This is a genomic window from Bradyrhizobium sp. AUGA SZCCT0160 (assembly GCF_018130105.1).
Lineage (GTDB): Bacteria > Pseudomonadota > Alphaproteobacteria > Rhizobiales > Xanthobacteraceae > Bradyrhizobium.
Window position 1 is genome coordinate 62,944 of the sequence record NZ_JAFCMD010000022.1, and the last position, 21,515, is coordinate 84,458.

20 protein-coding genes and 1 pseudogene are annotated in these 21,515 nt (G+C 62.9%); 13 read left to right on the forward strand and 8 right to left on the reverse strand.

Annotation, left to right across the window (positions count from 1 at the left end; translation table 11 throughout):
• Positions 1-9: 9 nt before the first annotated feature.
• The 9 genes from JQ558_RS28815 to JQ558_RS28855 all read left to right on the forward strand — a co-directional run bounded on the left by JQ558_RS28815 (position 10) and on the right by JQ558_RS28855 (position 7,916).
• On the forward strand, positions 10-636 hold the full coding sequence (locus JQ558_RS28815; RefSeq protein ID WP_212295907.1) for a nicotinate-nucleotide adenylyltransferase: 627 nt from the start codon (positions 10-12) through the stop codon (positions 634-636).
• Positions 637-847: 211 nt separating this feature from the next.
• The gene (rsfS, locus tag JQ558_RS28820; RefSeq protein WP_212295946.1) at positions 848-1,204 is read left to right on the forward strand and encodes a ribosome silencing factor; all 357 of its coding nucleotides are present in this window, start codon (positions 848-850) and stop codon (positions 1,202-1,204) included.
• Positions 1,205-1,305: 101 nt separating this feature from the next.
• On the forward strand, positions 1,306-1,788 hold the full coding sequence (gene rlmH / locus JQ558_RS28825; RefSeq protein ID WP_211999212.1) for a 23S rRNA (pseudouridine(1915)-N(3))-methyltransferase RlmH: 483 nt from the start codon (positions 1,306-1,308) through the stop codon (positions 1,786-1,788).
• Positions 1,789-1,929: 141 nt separating this feature from the next.
• Positions 1,930-3,252 carry a murein hydrolase activator EnvC gene (locus JQ558_RS28830; RefSeq protein ID WP_212204942.1) on the forward strand — a complete coding sequence of 441 codons (1,323 nt, stop codon included), beginning with the start codon at positions 1,930-1,932 and terminating at the stop codon, positions 3,250-3,252.
• Entirely contained in the window at positions 3,249-4,610 is a 1,362-nt protein-coding gene (locus JQ558_RS28835) for a S41 family peptidase (protein ID WP_212204183.1), read from the forward strand. The genes JQ558_RS28830 and JQ558_RS28835 overlap by 4 nt, the downstream gene beginning before the upstream one ends.
• A gap of 263 nt (positions 4,611-4,873) precedes the next feature.
• Complete coding sequence (locus JQ558_RS28840) at positions 4,874-6,079, forward strand: divergent polysaccharide deacetylase family protein (protein ID WP_212295908.1); 1,206 nt, start codon at positions 4,874-4,876, stop codon at positions 6,077-6,079.
• 96 nt (positions 6,080-6,175) lie between these two features.
• Complete coding sequence (locus tag JQ558_RS28845) at positions 6,176-6,679, forward strand: RNA pyrophosphohydrolase (RefSeq protein WP_212204181.1); 504 nt, start codon at positions 6,176-6,178, stop codon at positions 6,677-6,679.
• Between the two features lie 60 nt (positions 6,680-6,739).
• Positions 6,740-7,249: an RNA pyrophosphohydrolase gene (locus JQ558_RS28850; protein WP_212295909.1), complete on the forward strand. Its 510-nt coding sequence runs from the start codon at positions 6,740-6,742 to the stop codon at positions 7,247-7,249.
• Between the two features lie 10 nt (positions 7,250-7,259).
• Positions 7,260-7,916 carry an HAD family hydrolase gene (locus JQ558_RS28855; protein WP_212295910.1) on the forward strand — a complete coding sequence of 219 codons (657 nt, stop codon included), beginning with the start codon at positions 7,260-7,262 and terminating at the stop codon, positions 7,914-7,916.
• Positions 7,917-7,925: 9 nt separating this feature from the next.
• On the opposite strand, the pseudogene JQ558_RS28860 reads toward JQ558_RS28855, so the two are convergent.
• The 6 genes and pseudogenes from JQ558_RS28860 to JQ558_RS28885 all read right to left on the reverse strand — a co-directional run bounded on the left by JQ558_RS28860 (position 7,926) and on the right by JQ558_RS28885 (position 14,798).
• Positions 7,926-9,535 (reverse strand): annotated as a pseudogene (locus tag JQ558_RS28860) (adenylate/guanylate cyclase domain-containing protein).
• A 196-nt stretch (positions 9,536-9,731) separates the two neighbouring features.
• A complete protein-coding gene (locus JQ558_RS28865; RefSeq protein ID WP_212204178.1) occupies positions 9,732-10,139 on the reverse strand; it encodes a F0F1 ATP synthase subunit epsilon in 408 nt (135 codons plus the stop codon).
• A gap of 97 nt (positions 10,140-10,236) precedes the next feature.
• A complete protein-coding gene (gene atpD, locus JQ558_RS28870; RefSeq protein ID WP_212204177.1) occupies positions 10,237-11,682 on the reverse strand; it encodes a F0F1 ATP synthase subunit beta in 1,446 nt (481 codons plus the stop codon).
• Positions 11,683-11,740: 58 nt separating this feature from the next.
• Positions 11,741-12,619 carry a F0F1 ATP synthase subunit gamma gene (locus tag JQ558_RS28875; RefSeq protein ID WP_212204176.1) on the reverse strand — a complete coding sequence of 293 codons (879 nt, stop codon included), beginning with the start codon at positions 12,617-12,619 and terminating at the stop codon, positions 11,741-11,743.
• A gap of 89 nt (positions 12,620-12,708) precedes the next feature.
• Complete coding sequence (gene atpA, locus JQ558_RS28880; protein ID WP_212204174.1) at positions 12,709-14,238, reverse strand: F0F1 ATP synthase subunit alpha; 1,530 nt, start codon at positions 14,236-14,238, stop codon at positions 12,709-12,711.
• Positions 14,238-14,798, reverse strand: coding sequence for a F0F1 ATP synthase subunit delta (locus JQ558_RS28885; RefSeq protein ID WP_212204173.1), 561 nt, complete (start codon positions 14,796-14,798; stop codon positions 14,238-14,240). The genes atpA and JQ558_RS28885 overlap by 1 nt, the downstream gene beginning before the upstream one ends.
• A gap of 691 nt (positions 14,799-15,489) precedes the next feature.
• Here JQ558_RS28885 and JQ558_RS28890 point away from each other — a divergent pair.
• Both JQ558_RS28890 and JQ558_RS28895 read left to right on the forward strand, forming a co-directional pair.
• Complete coding sequence (locus tag JQ558_RS28890; RefSeq protein WP_212273347.1) at positions 15,490-15,987, forward strand: septal ring lytic transglycosylase RlpA family protein; 498 nt, start codon at positions 15,490-15,492, stop codon at positions 15,985-15,987.
• 262 nt (positions 15,988-16,249) lie between these two features.
• Positions 16,250-16,873: an MSMEG_1061 family FMN-dependent PPOX-type flavoprotein gene (locus JQ558_RS28895; RefSeq protein WP_212273348.1), complete on the forward strand. Its 624-nt coding sequence runs from the start codon at positions 16,250-16,252 to the stop codon at positions 16,871-16,873.
• A gap of 29 nt (positions 16,874-16,902) precedes the next feature.
• Here JQ558_RS28895 and JQ558_RS28900 read toward each other — a convergent pair whose 3' ends face one another.
• Positions 16,903-19,113, reverse strand: coding sequence for a primosomal protein N' (locus JQ558_RS28900; RefSeq protein WP_212295911.1), 2,211 nt, complete (start codon positions 19,111-19,113; stop codon positions 16,903-16,905).
• A 145-nt stretch (positions 19,114-19,258) separates the two neighbouring features.
• Here JQ558_RS28900 and JQ558_RS28905 point away from each other — a divergent pair, with 145 nt between their 5' ends.
• Complete coding sequence (locus JQ558_RS28905; protein WP_212273350.1) at positions 19,259-20,230, forward strand: tyrosine recombinase XerC; 972 nt, start codon at positions 19,259-19,261, stop codon at positions 20,228-20,230.
• Between the two features lie 114 nt (positions 20,231-20,344).
• Positions 20,345-20,935, forward strand: coding sequence for a DUF4337 domain-containing protein (locus tag JQ558_RS28910; RefSeq protein ID WP_212204161.1), 591 nt, complete (start codon positions 20,345-20,347; stop codon positions 20,933-20,935).
• A gap of 48 nt (positions 20,936-20,983) precedes the next feature.
• Here JQ558_RS28910 and JQ558_RS28915 read toward each other — a convergent pair whose 3' ends face one another.
• Positions 20,984-21,514, reverse strand: a complete 531-nt coding sequence (locus JQ558_RS28915) for a hypothetical protein (protein ID WP_212295912.1) — start codon at positions 21,512-21,514, stop codon at positions 20,984-20,986.
• Between the last annotated feature and the right edge of the window lies 1 nt (position 21,515).

Sequence of the window (21,515 nt, forward strand, 5' to 3'; positions counted from 1 at the left end):
GCAGCATTGATGCCGCCACAATCCGCTTCGCAGGCGATCCCGTTCCACACCAAGGGCATGCGCGTCGGCCTGCTCGGCGGCTCGTTCAATCCGCCGCACGCGGCGCACCGCGCCATCAGCCAGTTCGCGCTGAAGCGTCTGAAGCTCGATCGCGTCTGGTGGCTGCTGACACCGGGCAATCCGCTGAAGGACAATGGCGGGCTGCATGACCTGTCCGAACGCGCCGACGCTGCGCGCAGGGTCGCCGACGATCCGCGCATCGATATCAGCTGTCTCGAAGCTGTCATCGGCACCCGCTATACTGTCGACACGATCATCCATTTGCGGCGCCGCGTCTCCGGTGTGCATTTTGTCTGGATCATGGGCGCTGACAATCTCGCGCAGTTCCATCGCTGGAAGGATTGGCGGCGCATCGCGTCCGAGGTGCCGATCGCTGTGATCGACCGCCCCCCACAGAGTTTCCGGGCGCTTGCCGCACCCGCCGCACAGGCGCTGGCGCGCTACCGCCTGCCCGAGAATCAGGCTGCCCGGTTGGCGGAGCAGCACACGCCCGCCTGGGCCTTCCTTACCGGCATGAAACTGAACCTGTCTTCGACCGGCCTTCGGAACTCGGACGGAAGCTGGAGGACGAAGTGAGGGCTGGGTCTCACTGGAATATTGAAACCGTTAACCCCACATGCCTAATATAGCCCGTGGACACCAAGATTCGGCGTTCGCGATACAGTGAAAGGAATGGTCCCTGGCCACATCTGTATTGTCCAAGTCTGTTTTGCCCAAGGTTTCCAAGACTTCTGCTGCAAAGCCTGCTGCAAAAACCGCGCGCAAAACATCGACCAAAGCTGCGGCCTTGAAGGCGCAACCCGACGCCGACAAGACGCTGAATATGATCCTCTCCCGCCTCGACGATATGAAGGCGGAAGAAACGGTCACCATCGACCTTCGCGGCAAATCGGCTTTTTCCGACTACATGATCGTCACCTCCGGCCGGGCCAACCGGCACGTCGGCGCGATCGCGGAAAACGTCACCAAGGCCCTGAAGGAAACCGGCATCAAAGGCATTCATGTCGAGGGCTTGCCCAATTGCGACTGGGTGCTGATCGATTCCGGCGATGTGGTCGTGCACGTATTCAGACCCGAGGTGCGTGAATTCTACAATCTGGAAAGATTGTGGACGCAAAACCCGGCGGCGGCTGAGGCGATCTGAGTTTTTGAGCCGATGCGAATCGGCTGCAGCGCATGTCGCGTGCGCGCGCCGTTGGCGCGCGACTAAACGATTTGACGCTTTTTCGGCGCGGCATGCTTTGAATGAAGATCGTCGTCGTTTCAATCGGCCGGCTGAAACAGGGCCCGGAGCGGGAACTGGCCGAACGCTATCGCGAGCGCTTCGAGGACATCGGCCGCAAGCTCGGCTTTCGCGGCCTCGAGATTCATGAAATTCCGGAAAGCCGCGCGCGCGACGCCGCGACCCGGATCGCCGAAGAGGCGGCTGCGATTGCAGCGCTGATCCCGGAGAAATGCGTGCTGGTGGCGCTCGACGAACGCGGCAAGAGCATCGACAGCGCAAGCTTCGCCCAGCAGCTCGGCCGCTGGCGGGATGAAGCGGTCGCCAACACAATTTTCACAATCGGCGGCGCGGACGGACTTTCGCCCGATTTGCAGCGCAGAGCCAAACTGCGCATTGCGTTCGGCTCGGCGACCTGGCCGCATCAAATGGTCCGCGTCATGCTTCTGGAACAGATTTACCGGGCCGCGACGATTCTGTCGGGCCACCCCTATCACCGCGCTTAGGCACGGTAGCGTGAATAGAGAGCGCTGAATAACTGGATGCACACAACACGGGACATTCAAGTACGCCCTGACGGCATCGGCCATGATGGTTCGTTGGCGTCGCGTGTTCCGCTTTGCGTTGTGCTGTTGTCCGCAAGCCTGATGGGTCTTTCGATTTCGCCGGCAGCCGCGCAGGTGACGGCGCCCGCACAGCCGGCGCCATCCCAACAAGCGCCGGCCCAACAGTTGCCTGCCCAACAAGCCGCCGCGCCTTCCCCCGAAGCCATCAAGGAACGCGAGCAGGAACTGGAAGCTGCGCGAGAGCAGCAGAAGAAGGCCGCCGAGCTGCAGCAGAAGCTGAAAGCCGATATCGCATCGATCGGGCAGGACCGCAGCAAGCTCAATGCGCAGCTGATCGACATCGCCGCCCAGGTGCGCGGCGTGGAAACGCGCATCGGCGACGCCGAAGCGCGGCTGCGTCCGCTCGACAGCCGTGAGCAGCAGATTCGCGGCTCCCTCGACTCGCGCCGTGCCGAAATCATCGAGGTGCTGGCGGCGCTGCAGCGTGCCGGACGGCGCACACCGCCGGCGCTGCTGGTCCGCCCGGAAGACGCGCTGCAATCGCTCCGCACCGCCATGCTGCTCGGATCTGTCGTGCCCGAACTCCGCGGTCGCGCGGAAAGACTGGCCAACGATCTCGGCGAACTCGTCGCGCTCCGCAAGACCATCGCCACCGAGCGCGATGCGCTGGCGCTCGATCGTGACAAGTTGAAAGACGATCAGGTCCGGCTAGCGGCGCTGGTCGACGAGCGGCAGCGAAAGCAGAGCGCGATCGAAAAGGACATGGAAGCGGAAGGCGCCCGCGCCATCACGCTGTCCAAACAGGTCGACAGTTTGCAGGGCCTGATCGCCAAACTGGAGCAGGACCTGAAAAGCGCCGCCAAGGCGGCCGCCACCGCCAGCCTGAAGGGGGCCCCGGTGACCCCCGGCGGCAAGCCCAATCTGGGGGCGCTGAAGGATCCTGCCCGACTCAGCCCGGCGATCGCCTTTGCCTCCGCCAAGGGATTGTTCGCCCTGCCGGTCAATGGCCGCAAGATTCGCGATTTTGGCGGTTCCGACGGCGCGGGTGGCGCCGAAAAAGGCATTTCCTTGGCAACCCGGGCCGGCGCCCAAGTCACAACCCCGTGTGACGGCTGGGTTGTTTACGCCGGGCCGTTCCGCAGCTACGGACAACTCTTGATCCTTAATGCCGGTGGCGGGTATCATGTCCTGATCGCCGGGATGGAGCGCATTTCGGTTAACATCGGCCAGTTTGTACTTACGGGGGAGCCGGTCGCCACCATGGGATCGACATCCCAGGTTGCATCGATTCTCGCCACCACCGCGAGTCAGCCCGTGCTCTATGTTGAGTTCCGTAAGGACGGCACTCCAATCGATCCAGGCCCATGGTGGGCCGCAAATGAAGGCGAAAAGGTTCGCGGATGATGCGCAAGACTTCAGTAATTCTCCTCAGCGCCGCCACCGGCGCAGCATTGACGCTCTTCGTGACGCAGCCTCGTTCTGTGCTGATGGGATCGGTCGCGCGTGCGGCGACCTCGGACACCTATCGCCAGCTCAATCTGTTCGGCGATGTATTCGAGCGGGTGCGCAGCGACTACGTCGAGAAGCCAGACGATTCCAAGCTGGTCGAGTCCGCCATCTCGGGCATGCTGGCCGGTCTCGATCCGCATTCCAGCTACATGGACGCCAAGAGCTTCCGCGACATGCAGGTGCAGACCCGCGGTGAGTTCGGCGGCCTCGGCATCGAAGTCACGATGGAAGACGGCCTGATCAAGGTCGTGTCCCCAATCGACGACACGCCGGCGTCGAAGGCTGGCATCATGGCCAACGACATCATCACCAATCTCGACGACGAAGCCGTGCAGGGTCTCACCCTCAACCAGGCTGTCGAGAAGATGCGCGGGCCGGTCAACACCAAGATCCGGCTCAAGATCATCCGCAAGGGCCAGGACAATCCGATCGAAGTCACGCTGGTACGCGACAATATCCGCGTCCGTTCGGTGCGCGCCCGCGTCGAACAGGACGACATCGCCTATATCCGCATCACGACCTTCAACGAACAGACCACCGAGGGCCTCAAGCGCGAGATCGGCAATCTGACGAACCAGATCGGCGCCGACAAGCTGAAGGGCTTCATCATCGACATGCGCAACAATCCCGGCGGCTTGCTGGAGGAAGCGGTGACGGTTTCCGACACCTTCCTCGAGCGCGGCGAGATCGTCTCGACCCGCGGCCGCAATGCCGAGGAAACCCAGCGCCGCGCCGCGCATGTCGGCGACCTGACCAAGGGCAAGCCGGTGATCGTGCTGATCAACGGTGGCTCCGCCTCTGCTTCCGAAATCGTGGCGGGTGCGCTGCAGGACCACAAGCGCGCGACGCTGATCGGTACCCGCTCGTTCGGCAAGGGCTCGGTCCAGACCATCATCCCGCTCGGCAGCGGCAACGGCGCACTGCGGCTGACCACCGCGCGTTACTACACGCCGTCCGGCAAATCGATCCAGGCCAAGGGCATCGTTCCGGATATCGAAATACTGCAGGACGTTCCTGACGAGTTGAAGTCGCGGACCGACACCAAGGGCGAAGCCTCGCTTCGCGGCCATCTGAAGAACGACGGCGACGAGAAGACCGGCTCGCAATCCTACGTGCCGCCGGATGCCAAGGACGACAAGGCCCTGAAGACCGCGGCCGACCTCCTGCACGGCATCAAGTCGACCGCCACCGCGGCGCCCGCGACCGGCGACAAGGCGGCGATCGACAAGCCCGCCACCAAGGCTGCGAACTGATCGAACCACGCTAGTTTCCGTGAAAAGGGCGGCGTTCGGGCCGCCCTTTTTGTTGCCGGTTCCAGATTCTTGTTTTGACGTGTTTTCTACCGCAGATAAGTCTACGCAATCTGTGCAAGCTTGATTGCTATGCGAACCGGGTCCCACTTCGCTCGAAAACGCTATATCCCCGCCGCATCTCGGGGTGGACCGCTTTTGAGCGGGTCGCGAGCGCTCGAATCCGGTCCATCGTGGTATCGTCGGTGGTTGATTCGGGGAGGTTCATGACGGAAACGGCCGACGAGCTGAGCACGCCGCTCGGACAGGACACCAAGCGCAAGAAGCGCCGGTTCCGGCTGCCGTTCACCGCGATGCAGGCGCTGGCCGTGCTGCTTGGCCTGTTCCTGGTCGGCTTTGCCACCATCGCCCTGTTTGCGGACAATCCGTTTGGCGGCGAGCCGGTCGCGCACGTCGCCATGCGCAAGACGCCCGTGACTGACGAGAAAGCCACCGCGGCCGCGGCCGGTCCCGCCGGGCAGGCTGCGACATCCGCGCCCAAACAGGCTGCGGCCGGCGAAAACAAGACCGTCACCATCATCGACGGATCCAGCGGCAAGCGGCAGGACGTCGTGATCGGCGGCGATGCCGGCAACAAGAACGATGCGGAGACAGCGCCGGCAACCGCGATGGCCGGCATCGATCCGCGCCTGCTGGAGAAGTCGCGCTACGGCATGATCCCGGTGGTTGCCGACGGCCTGAAGCCATTTACGGTCTATGCCGCCGACGCCGACCGCGCCAAGGCCGCCAAGATGCCCGTTGTCGCCATCGTCGTCGGGGGCCTCGGTGTCGGCGCCGCCAAGACGGTTGATGCCATCATGAAGTTGCCGCCCGCCGTGACGCTGGCGTTTACGCCCTATGGGGCGGACCCGACGAAACTCGCCGAGCGCGCGCGGGCGCAACGCCACGAGATTCTGCTGCAGGTCCCGATGGAACCGTTCGATTATCCCGACAACGATCCCGGCCCGCAGACCCTGCTGACGACGCTGGCGCCCGAGCAGAATATCGACCGGCTATATTGGCATATGAGCCGGATCCAGGGCTATGCGGGGATCGCCAACTTCATGGGCGCGCGCTTTGTGGCAACGGACGCCGTGATGCAGCCGATCATCCGCGAGGCGGCCAAGCGCGGCCTCGGCTATCTCGATGACGGCTCCACCCCGCGCAGCGCCGCCCCCGCACTGGCGGCGGGTCAGGCGATGCCCTTCACCAAGGCCGATTTCACCATCGACGCGGTGCCGACCTCGGCCGAGATCGACCGGACGCTGCTCAAGCTCGAAACCCTGGCCAAGGAACGCGGCTTGGCCGTCGGCGTCGCCTCGGCCCTGCCGATTTCGATCGAGCGGCTCGCCGCCTGGATCAAGACGCTCGAGACCCGTGGCATCCTGCTTGTGCCATTGACAACGGCGATGCTGAAATCAAAATCAGGATAGGGATCAACCTGATGGCGCCAATCCGGCATTGCCGGATTCCGCCCGCCTGATCGTTCGAATTGTGTGTGTAGGAAACCTGCAAGGAAAATCGACGGAATGGCGCGCTACGAAGACCTGCCTTACCGGACATGCGTCGGCATGATGCTGATTAATGCGGCGGGGCTGGTCTTCATCGGTCGCCGCGCCGGAGGCATCGAGCATGTCGACGAAACGCACGTCTGGCAGATGCCGCAAGGCGGCGTCGATCCCGGTGAGGATACCTGGGCGGCGGCAAAGCGCGAGCTCTATGAGGAAACCAGCGTTCGCTCGGTGGAGAAACTCGGCGAGGTCGCCGACTGGCTGATCTACGACATTCCGCGCACCGTGGCCGGCCGTACCTGGAAGGGCCGGTACCGCGGGCAGCGCCAGAAATGGTTTGCGGTCCGCTTCACCGGCAAGGATAGCGAGATCAATGTCGCGAGCCCCGGCGGCGGCCACAAGGCCGAATTCATCAGTTGGCGTTGGGAGCCGATGAAGAATCTTCCGAGCCTGATCGTGCCGTTCAAGCGGCCGGTCTATGAACGCGTGGTGCAGGAATTTTCCAGCCTCGCGGGCAAGTAATGTACCCGTCATTCCGGAGCGCGAGCGAACCCGGAATGACGCCTAACACATCAAGCATCAATGACAGATACAAAACCGTACCGCCCCAATGTCGGGATCGCTCTGTTCAACGCTGCCGGTCAGGTGCTGATCGGCCGGCGCTTCCGCGACGATGGACCCGAGATCATCCTCCCCGGCCTCGAATGGCAGATGCCGCAGGGTGGCATCGACGCTAACGAGAATCCGCGTGATGCGGTGATGCGCGAACTCTGGGAGGAGACCGGGGCGGTCAGCGCCGAGCATCTCGGTGAAACCGACTGGATGACTTACGAGTTCCCGCCCTATGACGGTCCCCCCTCGCATCGCCTCGCCAAATTCCGCGGCCAGCGGCAAAAATGGTTCGCGCTGCGCTACACCGGGCGTGACGACGAGATCGACCCGTTGACGCCGCGCAACGGGCAGCCGGCCGAATTCGACCAATGGCGCTGGGAACGGCTCGACCGTGTTGCCGGTCTCGTGGTGCCGTTCCGGCGCGAGGTGTACATGACCGTCGCCACGGCGTTCGCACGATTTGCAGCCACACCTACTTAAGAAAGTGCCGATGCCGATCCGCGCCATATTTTTCGACGTTGGCGAGACGCTGATCGACGAAACGCGCTTGCTGCACGGCTGGGCCGACACCATGGGCGTCGACAGGGCCGAGTTTCTGGCCGTGCTCGACGATATCATTGCCAAAGGCGAGAATTACCGCCTGGTCTTCGAGCGGCTGCGGCCGGGTTTTGACGTCCGTGCCGCTGTCGCCGAGCGCAAGCGAAGCGGAACGGATTTCAGGATCGAAGCAGGCGATCTCTACGCCGACGCGAGGCCGTGCCTGTCCGAACTGACGCATGACGGCTGGTTTGTCGATATCGCCGGCAATCAACCGCCCACGGCCAAGGCGGCGCTCGATTCGTTCGGCCTCGAGGCCAGATTGATCACGACCTCGGCGGAGCTCGGCGTCGACAAGCCTTCGCTCGATTTCTATAGCAAGACGCTCGCGATGACCGACCTCGATCCAGCCGAAGTGCTCTATGTCGGTGACCGTCTCGATAACGACGTCATTCCGGCGCGGAATTTTGGCATGAAGACCGCCTTACTTGAACGCGGCCCTTGGGGCCGCAACCATGTTCGCTGGCCCGATGCCGCGCTCGCCGATTTCATACTGAAAGATCTGGCCGGCTTGCCGGCCTTGCTGCGCGAGATGAAGCGCCAGAGCTGATAGACGCCGCTAGTTGGGCCCCACCGTAAACGGCCCGACCGCGACGACACGGCAATCGCTGTCGCGCTTGGCACAGTCGCTGAGGGCTTCGTTGACTGCGGCCTGCTCACTGGCTTGCTTCAATCCCAGACCGGGCCGCCTGGCGGCGCCCACGGCGACCGCGCTCCATCCACCTGCAGCATCGGCAAGTTTGCGCGCGGCATCATCGCGCGCTTCAGGTGCGACCAGCGAAGTATCGGCCGCCTTGAAGAAGCCGGTCACCCTCATCGTTGTCGGAACTGGGACGATGAACGTGTCGTTCAGCGCTACAATCATGCAGGGAACGCCGGCGATGGCGCCACACGATTCCAGACTCCGTCGCGCCGCCTCCTCTACCGTATCCACACCGACGACCATGTCGTATTGACCGACGCCGGGGCCGACTGCCAGTATCTTGGTCTTACGGGCCGGCACATAGATATTTTCAATCCGCGCCTTGCCGGGATCACGCGTCAACGGCATTTCCTTTGAGGAAAATGGCCGTTCGGTTGTCTGGTCGTGTTTGATCCAGGGCGGCGGTGGCAGGGGCGGCTTGCCGTGCGCATAAACGACTTTGTTGCCGACAGCATAGAGTTCGCATTTTCGCGGTGACGAAGCGCTGTCCGCGCGCTTCTGGCATTGCTCGACCGCCATGCTTTTTGCCACTTCTTCACTCGCCTGCCCGGTGACGAAGGCGTTGAATCCGCCGAAGTTGAGCGCGACCGCCTTGAAGTCGGTGCCCGGCACGTACTCCTTTTCGAGCGCCGCGCGAATCCGCTCACCGACAAATGGCACGGCAGCGATTGCGAGGGTCTCACTAGACGGCGAAAGCGGCGATGGAGATGATGGCGTAGCCACCGGCGGCACGGACACTGGCGCCGGCGCCGAGCTCACATGGCTGCTCGCCACTTGCGGCGCCTGCCTCGCCGCCATGTTCTCCAGCTTGGTGAAATACAGAAAGCCGCCGACGCCGATCGCAGCCAAACTGACCAGGGTGACCGCGACCGGCCACATCCAGTTTGGCGCACCGTGATCCGAAGCCTTGATCGGCTTCTTGACCTGCGGCGTCGAGTAGGAGCCGTCTTCGCGGCGCATCGCCACCATGAAGGCATGCACCGGGGTCGGGATGTTCTTCACGTCCTGCGCGCCGATATCGGCGAACTGCACCGACAATTTGTTGGCGACCTGTTCGTGCACCGCGCGCGAGACGCAGATGCCACCGACTTCGGCGAGGCCCTCGAGGCGTGCGGCAATGTTGACGCCCTCGCCCAGCAGGTCACCGTCGCGCTCGACCACATCGCCGATCGTGATGCCGATGCGAAACGACATCTGCCGGCTCGGCGGATACGCCATGTTGCGGGTGCGCAGGCTTTCCTGGATATCGATGGCGCAGCGTACGGCGCTTCCACTGCGCTCGGGAATTCGGCAAGCACCGCGTCTCCCGCAGTATTGAAAATGCGGCCGCCGCCTTTGGCGATGAAATCGTCGGTCACTTCACGATAGGACGCGAGCCGCCGCAGCGTTTCCTCTTCGTCCTCGGCAACCAGGCGGCGGTAGCCGGCAATATCGGCTGCAAAAATCGCCGCGATCTTGCGCTTCATAAAAACAACCCCGAACCACGTTCTGGTACGGGAGAATGCCGTCAGAAGTTCCCGGGCGCAACTGTAGCGGTTCCCGGCACAGCCCGGGCGGCTTGCGAAAGAAATACTGCCGCAAAATGTTCAGCGCCCGTCACGGTGTGACGAGCGCTGATGCTATCAGGGGCCTTCATTGCGCCCCGGAGCGGGACCCCGGGGCTTAATGCATCGCCGTGGAGCTGAGCTGATGCTCGATGCTCTTGAAGTGATCGAGCCGCTCGATGGCGTGGTCGAGTTCGGTGCCTTCCTTCTCGGCGAGCTTGGCTTCCATCTCGGCAATCGTCTCGGCGAACTGGGCCCGATCGATGTCCTGAATCGAGGTGGCAACGTCGGCGAGCACGGTGAGGCCCTTCTCCGACATTTCGGCGAGACCGCCGAGCACGATCATCTTCTGATGCGTGCCGCCGGAGGTGATGGTCAGGATGCCGGGACGGACCGCGGCCACAACCGGCGCATGGCCGGCCAGAACGCCGAAATCGCCTTCCACGCCGGGGACGTCAACCTGATCGACCTCGCCGGAGAAGGAGAGTTTTTCGGGGGAAACCAGATCGAAGTGGAAGGTGGCCATGGATCTTTCCGTTCTTTCCGCTGTCACCCGCGGGTCCATCAAGAGAATTTTTCTTGGCGATGGATTGCCGGGTCAAGCCCGGCAATGACGAAGTAACTTAAGCCGCTTCAGCCGCCAGCTTCTTGCCCTTCTCGACGGCTTCTTCGATGTTGCCGACCATGTAGAACGCCGCTTCCGGCAGATGGTCGTACTTGCCTTCGCACAGGCCGCGGAAGCCCTTGATGGTGTCGGCGAGGTCGACGAACTTGCCGGGCGAACCGGTGAACACTTCGGCGACATGGAACGGCTGCGACAGGAAGCGCTCGATCTTGCGGGCGCGGGCAACCGCGATCTTGTCCTCTTCGGAGAGTTCGTCCATGCCGAGAATGGCGATGATGTCCTGCAGCGACTTGTAGCGCTGCAACACCTGCTGAACCATACGCGCGGTCTCGTAGTGCTCCTGACCGACGACCAGCGGGGACAGCATGCGCGAGGTCGAGTCGAGCGGATCCACCGCGGGATAGATGCCCTTTTCCGAAATCGCGCGGTTCAACACCGTGGTCGCGTCCAAATGGGCGAACGAGGTCGCGGGCGCCGGGTCGGTCAAGTCGTCGGCCGGCACGTAGATCGCCTGCACCGAGGTGATCGAGCCCTTGTGCGTGGTGGTGATGCGCTCCTGCAGCGCGCCCATGTCGGTGGCGAGCGTCGGCTGATAACCCACCGCCGAAGGAATACGACCCAAGAGCGCCGACACTTCGGAGCCTGCCTGGGTGAAGCGGAAGATGTTGTCGACGAAGAACAGCACGTCCTGACCCTGGTCACGGAAGTGCTCGGCGACCGTCAGACCGGTGAGGCCGACGCGGGCACGGGCACCCGGGGGTTCGTTCATCTGGCCGAACACCAGCGCGCATTTCGACTTCACGTTCGGATCGGGATTGTGCGGGTCGGCGTTGACCTTGGATTCGATGAACTCGTGATAGAGGTCGTTGCCTTCGCGGGTGCGCTCGCCGACGCCGGCGAACACCGAGTAACCGCCGTGCGCCTTCGCGACGTTGTTGATCAGTTCCTGAATCAGCACGGTCTTGCCGACGCCGGCGCCGCCGAACAGGCCGATCTTGCCGCCCTTGGCGTAAGGCGCCAAGAGGTCGACGACCTTGATGCCGGTGACGAGAATTTCAGCTTCGGTGGACTGGTCGGTATAGCTCGGCGCTTCCGCATGGATCGGGCGCAGGCCTTCGGACACCATCGGACCGGCTTCATCGATCGGCTCTCCGATCACGTTCATGATGCGGCCCAGTGTGCCGGCGCCGACAGGAACGCGGATCGGCGCGCCGGTGTCGGTGACTTCCTGGCCGCGGACCAGACCCTCGGTGGTGTCCATCGCGATGGTACGCACCGTGGATTCACCGAGATGCTGCGCCACCTCGAGCACCAGGCGGTTGCCGGCGTTCTTGGTTTCGATGGCGTTCAGAATGGCGGGCAGATGCCCTTCGAACTGCACGTCGACGACGGCGCCGATGACCTGGGTGATGTGTCCGGTCTGGTTTGCTGGTGCTGCGGCCATAAAACTCTCTCCTTCGAATTCTGTCTTAAGGAAGTCCGTCAGGGTGTCGCGCGAATGGCTAGAGTGCCTCGGCGCCGGAGATGATTTCGATCAGCTCCTTGGTGATCTGGGCCTGACGGGTTCGGTTGTAGATAAGGGTCTGCTTGCGGATCATGTCGCCGGCGTTGCGGGTGGCGTTGTCCATCGCGCTCATCTGCGCGCCGTAGAACGAAGCGTTGTTTTCCAGCAGCGCGCGGAAAATCTGCACCGCGAGATTGCGCGGCAACAGGCGCGTCAGGATCTCGTCTTCTTCCGGCTCATATTCGTAGGACGTCGACGGGCCGGCATTTGCGGCCGGCGCTTCCACCACCAGCGGGATGATCTGCTGCGCGGTCGGGATCTGGGAGATCACGGATTTGAAGCGCGAATAGAACAGCGTGCAGACGTCGAATTCGCCGGCATCGAAACGCGCCAGAACCTTCCTGGCGATATCTTCGGCATTGATGAAGCCGAGCTGACGCACCGATTTCAGGTCGAGATGTTCGACGATCTGCCTGTCGAACTGGCGGCGGAGCTGCTCGTAGCCCTTGCGGCCGACGCAGAAGAACTTGACCTCTTTGCCCTGGGCGATCAGCGACAGCGCGCGTTCGCGCGCCAGCCGTACGATCGAGGAATTGAACGCGCCCGACAGACCGCGCTCGCCGGTGCAAACCAGCAGCAGGTGAACCTGATCGTTACCGGTACCGGCAAGCAGCGCCGGCGCGCCGGGCGAACCCGCGGCTGCGGTGGCGATGTTCGAAATCACCGCGTCCATTTTTTCCGCGTAGGGCCGCGCCGCTTCGGCGGCGGTCTGCGCGCGGCGCAGCTTGGAGGCTGCGACCATCTGCATGGCCTTGGTGATCTTCTGCGTCGCCTTGGTCGAGGCGATGCGGACCCGCATGTCTTTCAGTGAAGCCATTCTTAGTTCACCCCGGCGATCAGACCTCTAGGATCCGACCGCAAGCCTCTTTTCATCAGGCCCGGCTAGCGCCGGGCCATGACGGCCCATCAAGCAAGCGTCTTGGAGAAACCTTCGACAACCGCCTTCAGCTTGCCCGCAGTTTCGTCGCTGAGATCGCGGCTTTCGCGGATGCTGTTGAGGATTTCGACGTTCTTGCCGCGCAACAGCGACAGCAGGCCGTCTTCGAAAGGACGCACCTTGTTGAGCGGAAGCGCATCGAGATAGCCGTTGGTGCCGGCCCAGATCACGCAAACCTGCTCTTCCATCTTCAGCGGCGAGAACTGCGGCTGCTTCAGGAGCTCGGTCAGGCGCGAACCGCGGTTCAAGAGGCGCTGGGTCGAGGCGTCGAGGTCGGAACCGAACTGCGCGAACGCCGCCATTTCGCGGTACTGCGCCAGCTCACCCTTGATCTTGCCGGCGACCTTTTTCATCGCCTTGGTCTGCGCCGACGATCCGACGCGCGACACCGACAGACCGACGTTGACCGCCGGACGGATGCCCTGGAAGAACAGGTCGGTTTCCAGGAAGATCTGACCGTCGGTAATCGAAATCACGTTGGTCGGAATGTAGGCCGACACGTCGTTGGCCTGGGTCTCAATGACCGGCAGCGCGGTCAGCGAACCCGAGCCCTGGTCCTTGTTCAGCTTGGCGGCGCGCTCGAGCAGGCGGGAATGCAGATAGAACACGTCGCCGGGATAGGCTTCGCGGCCCGGCGGGCGGCGCAGCAGCAGCGACATCTGGCGATAGGCGACGGCCTGCTTGGACAAGTCGTCATAGATGATGACGGCGTGCATGCCATTGTCGCGGAAATATTCGCCCATGGTGCAGCCGGTGAACGGCGCGATGTACTGCATCGGCGCCGGGTCGGACGCGGTAGCGGCGACCACGATCGAATATTCCAGCGCGCCCTGTTCTTCGAGCACCTTCACGAACTGGGCGACGGTGGAGCGCTTCTGGCCGATCGCGACATAGACGCAATACAGCTTGATGTTCTCGTCCGGCTGCGCGTTGAGCGGCTTCTGGTTCAGGATGGTGTCGAGCGCGATCGCGGTCTTGCCGGTCTGGCGGTCGCCGATGATCAGCTCGCGCTGGCCACGGCCGACCGGGATCAGGGCGTCGATCGCCTTGAGGCCGGTCGCCATCGGCTCGTTCACCGACTTGCGCGGAATGATGCCGGGCGCCTTGACGTCGACGCGCTTGCGCTCGGTGGACTGGATCGGACCCTTGCCGTCGATCGGGTTGCCGAGTGCGTCAACGACGCGGCCGAGCAGGCCCTTGCCGACGGGCGTGTCGACGATGGCGCGGGTGCGCTTGACGGTCTGGCCTTCCTTGATCTCGCGGTCGGCGCCGAAGATCACGATACCGACGTTGTCGGTTTCGAGGTTCAGCGCCATGCCGCGGGTGCCGTTCTCGAATTCGACCATCTCGCCGGCCTGGACGTTGTCGAGGCCGTAGACGCGGGCAATGCCGTCGCCGACGGACAACACCTGTCCGACTTCGGTAACTTCAGCCTCCTGGCCGAAATTCTTGATCTGGTCCTTGAGGATCGCGGAAATTTCCGCGGCGCGGATGTCCATCAGCCTGCCTCTTTCATCGCGTGCTTGATCGAATTGAGTTTGGTGCGAAGCGAACTATCCACCATGCGGCTGCCGAGCTTGACCACCAGGCCGCCGATAATGGAGGGATCGACTTTCACGTTGAGCGCGACGTCCTTGCCCGTCACTGACTTCAGTGCGGTCTTGAGAGCGTCGAGATTCTTGTCGCTGAGCGATTCGGCGACGGTGACGTCTGCCGTAGCTTCGCCCTTGAACTTCGCCACCAGCGCGCGGAAGGCGCGGATTACGTCACCGACGGCGAACAGCCGGCGATTGGCGGTCAGGACCTTGAGGAATTTGGCAGAAGTGCCCGAAATCCCGGCCTTGTCGAGAATCGCGGTGAGCGCCTTCGACTGCGCATCTGCCGAGAAAACCGGACTGCGGACCAGGCGCTTCAAATCAGCGCTGTCGGCCAGCATAGCCTCGAATCTATCGAGATCGGCTTTTACTGCGTCGATCGATTTCTCGTCGCGCGCCAACTCGAACAAGGCCGTTGCATAACGGCCTGACACTCCCGAAACGGACGGATCTTCAGCAGCCACAGAGACGCTCTTTTTTGCTGTCAAACTCGCAAGGGAAAAACCGTCGCCACGAAAGCGGCGCCTAGCGATCCAAGCCCTTGGAATTCAAGCGGGACTTCGATTTTCGACCGACACGAGAGGTGCCGGGATCGTTAAAATCGCGGCTTTGCTAACATAGCAAGCGCGCAGGTGCAACATGACGGCGCGCGCGGGCGATGCCTTGTCGTACGACTATTTTAGTTGGCCTCTAATTCAATTTTCCAAACCGACCTTCAAGCCGACTTTCGAACCGCGGGTGTCACGCGCAGATCGCGGCAAATCAGCCGTCACGATCTTGCCACCCTTCGCTCCGCGCCGGAGTGCGTCAGCACTACGCCAAATTGTTCCGCCCGTATTTGCATGGGCGCCATGAGCCGTCTGCACAGACCGAATCCGGTTCCCTGCCGTTTACTTGTCGCAACTTCGTGAACGCTAACGAACACTTAATTCATCAGTAATAGTAAGTATAGTTATGGTTAAAATATCGTTAAAGCAGCGTATTGAGAAATACCCGTTGTTTAGTTGATCTAGGTAACAAGATATGTCAGCCGGAGAAAAACACAGATTACTGCCCAATTCATGCCTCAATGCCTACTCAAACGGCAGTCTCGTACATGGGAACGGGGGTTCCACTTGTCACATATGTGGCAATACTGTCTGAGGGATTATATTGATGTTGAATTCCAAGAACCTGCTGCCGGGAACTGTCACCCGGTCGCGTACGGCGTTTGCTTTGATCGCCGCAACTCTCCTGGTCGGTAGCAGCATTACCGAAGCTTCGGCCAAATCCCGGCACCACCGCCATCACCACCATCATTCCCACCACGCCCAGAAGGCCAAGAGCAACTGGCAGGACGCCAACGCGTCGATCGGCTCAAGCTCCGGGCGCAGCTTCTCGGGCATGGCTTCCTTTTACGGCAATGAATCCGGCAGCAAGACCGCGTCCGGCCAGCGCTTCAACCAGAACGCCATGACCGCGGCCCATCGCAGCCTGCCGTTCGGCACCAAGCTCCGCGTGACCCATGGCGGCCGCAGCGTCATCGTCACCATCAACGACCGCGGCCCGTTCATTAAAGGGCGCGTGCTCGACCTTTCGACCGGCGCTGCCAGCGCGGTCGGACTGACCCGCGCCAAGGGCGTCGGTCGCATCACCGCCGAGGTCGTCTCTTAAATAGCGCCGATCATACGCCGTTTCCGGTTCAACAAATCTGGTAAGCGTTGCGTTGCGTAACGGGCGCAGTACTTTCGCGCACCGATAAGGGCCTGCCGTCGCAAATGACGGCAGGCTTTTTATTTGACCACGCTCGACTTGCCGCCCCGCCCGAACGGCGCTGAGCGGCTCTGGCCACCACGGTGGCAGGAGGATCGTGCTAGGTTCTGCGGGCAACAGGGCGCGTTCCGCAGTCCTTGAACCAGCACTGACGAGATCGATCATGAGCCAGATCAAAACCGTGGAACAACTGCGAAGTGTTCTTCCCGAACCACGGGCGACCACCAAGGCCAAAATAGCGCCCTGTCTCGACGAACAGGCGATCGACTTCTTGCAAACGTGCCCGTTTGGGCTGATGGCCACGGCCGGCCGCGACGGGCCGATCGAAGTATCCCCGAAGGGCGACGAGCCCGGGTTTGTCCGCGTCGAAAATGAAACAACGGTTCTGCTCCCGGAACGGGCGGGCAACAACCTTGCGTTCGGCCTGCAGAACATCATCGAGACCGGCCGGATCGGGATGATTTTCCTGCGACCCCGGACCGGCGAGACGCTGCGACTCTCGGGGCGGGCCGAGATCTTTGACGATGCCGAACTGCTGGCGACACTTGGCAAGGAAGGCCGTCCGGCGCTGCTGGCGATCCGGATCCACATCGAACGCTCCTATTTCCACTGCGCCCGCGCGGTGCTCCGGTCAAAGCTCTGGCAACCCGAGCATTGGCCGGAACCCAAGCGCATCTCGTTCGGAAAAGTCTTCGCGGCGAGGGCCGGCGCCGCCGAGGATCAGGCGGCGAAAATCGATGCCTTTGTCGAGCAGGGATACACGACCAATCTGTGGTCGAACGGTTGATGCGGATTGTCGCCGGCCAATGATGGCCTTTACAAAAAGCTCTGCGGATCGACGTCGACCTCGAGCTTGAGATTGCCTTTTGTCTTCGGACCCGCCGCAAGCCATTCGCGCAAATAGTCCGACAGATCGACATTGCGCAGCGACTTTACCAATAGCCGGAAGCGATAGCGGCCCTTGATAACTGCCAGCGGCGCTTCCGCAGGCCCCAGCACCTGGATGCGCTCGTCGATCGGCGCGATGGCGGCTAACTTGCGCGCAAAACCTTCGGCGGTCGGCCGGTCGCCGGCGGAAATGATCAGGCTGGCGAGCCGGCCGAACGGCGGATAGCCCGATCGTTCACGCTGATCGATTTCAGTGGCATAGAACGCCTCGCGATCGCTTGCGACCAGCGCCTTCATCACGGGATGATCGGGCTGATGGGTCTGCAGGTAACCGATGCCGTGGCCCTGGTCGCGCCCGGCACGGCCGATCACCTGGTTGAGCAATTGAAACGTCCGCTCGGCGGCGCGCGGATCGCCATTGCTCAGGCCCAGATCCGCATCGACGACACCGACCAGATTGAGCCGCGGGAAATTATGTCCCTTCGCCACCAGCTGCGTGCCGATGATGATATCAACGCGGCCCTCGGCGATTTCGTTCAGCTCGCTGCGCATGGTTTCGATCGAGGTGATCAGGTCGCTCGACAGCACCATGGTGCGCGCGTTCGGAAATAGTTGAGCCGCTTCCTCCTGCAGGCGTTCGACGCCGGGCCCGATGGCGGCCAGCGATTCCTCAGCCGCGCAATGCGGACAGATATTCGGACGCGGCATCGAGAAGCCGCAATGGTGACAGACCAGCCGCTGGCGAAAGCGATGATCCACCAGCCAGGCGTCGCAGATCGTGCAGGAGAAGCGATGCCCGCAGGCGCGGCACAGCGTCAGCGGCGCGTAGCCGCGGCGATTGAGGAACAACAGCGCCTGCTCGCGCTTCTCGATCGCCTGCCCGATGTAATCGGCAAGCCGCGGCGACACGAAGCGGCCGCGCGGCGGCGGTTCGCGGCGCAAATCGATCGCCTCGATATGCGGCATGTGCTGGCCGCCGAAGCGCGACGGCAATGCTATGCGCTGATAGCGGCCCTTGCGCGCGTTGACTTCCGTCTCGATCGATGGCGTTGCGGAAGCCAGGATGATCGGGATTTTCGCGACATGCGCGCGCACCACCGCCATGTCGCGGGCGTGATAGTGCGCGCCATCATCCTGCTTGTAGGCCTGGTCGTGCTCCTCATCGACGATGATCAAGCCCAAATCGGCATAGGGCAGGAACAATGCCGAGCGCGCGCCGACCACGACCGGCGCTTCGCCGGCTGCGATCGCCGCCCAGTTGCGGGCGCGGGTGCGCGGCGTCAGTTCGGAATGCCATTCCAGAGGACGCACCCCAAAACGCTGCGCGAAGCGGTCGAGGAATTGTCCGGTCAGCGCGATCTCCGGCATCAGGATCAGCGTCTGCTTGCCGCGGCGGATAATTTCGGCGATCGCCTCGAAATAGACTTCGGTCTTGCCCGAACCGGTGACGCCATCAAGCAGCGCGACGTGAAAGCTGCCACTCGCCGCCAGCGCCCGCATTGCATCGACGGCGGTGCGCTGCTGCCGGGAGAATTCAGGCTGGGCAAACGACGGATCGGGCGCCGGCGGCGCCAGCGGCGGCGGCATCGCCTCGACTTGAAGCGTGCCCTCATCGACCAGCCCGTCGATCACGCCCGAACTGACACCGGCTTCTCGCGCGGCTTCGGACTTGCCGTGCAGCAGGCCGTCCGACAGCACGTCAATAGCCCGCCGCCGCGCCGGCGTCAGGCGCCGCGGCGGCTCACCGACCAGCCGCACGCCGAGCCGCATCCGCTCGGGGCCGAGATTTTCGCCCATCCGCAAGCTCATGCGCAGCACCATGCCGCGGGCGGAGAGCGTGTAATTGGCGACCCAATCGACGAGCGAGCGCAGTTCCTGCTTCAGCGGCGGCACGTCGAGCTTTTCGCCGACATCCTTTAAGCGGTTATGCAGGCGCGGATCGGGATTGGCGTTTTCCGCCCACACCACGGCCACCACCTCGCGCGGCCCGAGCGGCACGCAGACGACGTCGCCGGGCTTCAGCTCCATGCCGCGCGGGACGCGATAAGAATAGGCCTGATTGAGCGCAACCGGCACCAGCACATCGACGACGCGCGTCGATGTGGCGGAGGAACTGCTGCTGCGCGTCGAATGGTCCATGGGAATCAGGCTTAAGGGGCGGAAGGGCTCAAGTTAAGGGCGCGCGGCCGCGAGGGCCAGTGGCACCTGCGCTGGTGGGGCAAGTTAGCGAACGGTAAACGAAAGAGGTGCGATATAATCAGGAGAATCAGGGCGCCCATAGTCCATGACCAAGCCTGTTCCGTCACCCCAACCGATCGAACTCGATTGCGCCGACGCGACGCTGGCGTTGGAGATGACGCGGTGGCTGTCGCATCTCCGCGCCGAACGTCGGCTGTCACCCAAAACGCTGGAGGCCTACGCCCGCGACCTCCGGCAATGCCTGATTTTTCTCAGCCAGCACTGGGGCCGAAAAGTTACGCTCAAGGGGTTTGCAGCGCTGGAAGCCAGCGACATCAGGGCCTTCATGGCGATGCGCCGCGCCGACGACATCGGGGGCCGCTCGCTGATGCGGGCGCTGGCAGGGCTGCGCTCGTTCGGACGTTTTCTGGAGCGCGAAGGCAAGGGCAAGGTCGGCGCGCTCTCGGCGATCCGTGCGCCGAAAATCGGCAAGAGCCTGCCGAAGCCGATCCAGATGGCGGCCGCCAAACGTTTTGCCGATGCCGACGAACGCGCCGGCGAGGATCGCGATCCCTGGATCTGGGCGCGCGATGCCGCCGTGATGGCGCTGCTGTACGGTTCGGGCCTGCGCATCTCCGAGGCGCTGGGCTTAAAAAAGCGCGACGTGCCGCGGCCCGGCGAAGGTGACGTTATCATCGTGACCGGCAAGGGCAACAAGACCCGCATGGTGCCCGTGCTGCAAAACGTGCTGGCGCTGATCGCCGATTACACCGCCGTCTGCCCGCATCAGCTTAACCCGGAGGGACCGATTTTCGTCGGCGCACGCGGCGGGCCGCTCAGCCCGCGAATCATCCAGCTGACCATGGAGCGGCTGCGCGGCGCGCTCGGCCTACCCGACAGCGCGACGCCGCATGCGCTGCGGCATTCCTTTGCTACCCACCTGCTGTCGCGCGGCGGCGATCTGCGCGCGATCCAGGAATTGCTCGGTCACGCCTCGCTCTCGACCACGCAGATCTATACCGGCATCGACAGCGAGCGGCTGTTGGAAGTTTACAAGACGGCGCATCCGCGCGGCTGAACGCCGGCCGCGCTCCGACATACTATCGTCACATCGTGGACTGCCCGCTCCTGCCCCCTTGCGCCCGCCTTATTTGTTCGGCAATCGTCTGATCACCATTGGCAGGAGAGAAACATGGGCGCACATGAAAGCATGGAGCATGCGGAGCACGCCGAGCACGCTTCCAGCTCCAACAAGAGAATCGCATTGCTGATCGCCGTCATTGCGCTGTTTCTTGCGCTGTCGGAGACCCTCGGCAAGGGCGCGCAGACCGAATCGATCAGCAAGAATGTCGAGGCGTCGAACCTCTGGGCATTCTTCCAGGCCAAGAGCATCCGCCGCACCACGGTTCAGGCCACCGCCGAGCACGCCAAGCTGAGCCTCGGGGTCACCAGCGATCCGGCCGCAAAGGCGGCGCTGCAAAAGCAGATCGATGACTGGACCAAGACTGCGGCGCGCTATCGCTCGGAGCCGGAAACCGGCGAGGGCTCGGAAGAACTCATGAAGCGCGCCAAGCATGCCGAACATTTGCGCGACGAGGCGATGGCCAAGTACCATCACTACGAAGTCGCTTCGGCCGCGTTCCAGATCGGCATCGTGCTGGCATCGGCGACCATCATCACCGGCATGATCGTGCTGGCCTGGGGTTCCGCCCTGCTCGCGGTGATCGGAATTGGCTTCACCTTGATCGGCCTGTTCGCGCCGCATGCCGTGCATTTGATGTAGCTTGTTTCACTCCTCCCATCGGGAGAGGTGTGAGTTCGGTCACCGGCTTTACCGCGCCTCGTGCACGCGCTTGCGAAAACGCTGGACCAGCCTCAGCGTCCGGGCTGACCAGCCGCTGCCGTCGCCGCGCAGCATTTCCGCGATCCGGCGCTTAACCGGCTCGACCAGTGCGGCCGCCCTGGCGCGCAACGCCATGATGAACTCATAGACCGTCTTGAACCATTGCATCTGCAGCAGCTTCGGCCGCGTCACTTCGAAGATAAAGGCGGTGACGCCGACGCCGATGAATTTTCCGAGAACGATGACGACGATCGCGCTGATCCAATATTCATTCGCCAGCAGCCACAGCCCGACCAGTTTGAGCGGAAACAGCGGGATCACCGGCGCGGCGAACACGATCAACGTCATCGCCGGCGACAGCGTATCGACACGCTCGGACAGCCATCGCTTGAACGCGCGGAACGGAATCCACGCGACGATGCGCTCGACGATCGGCTCGAGATGATCCCACAGCCATGCTTCGATCAGGAAGATGACCGCAAGCAGAATCCATAACGGCTTAAGTAGGCGGCGCATCATC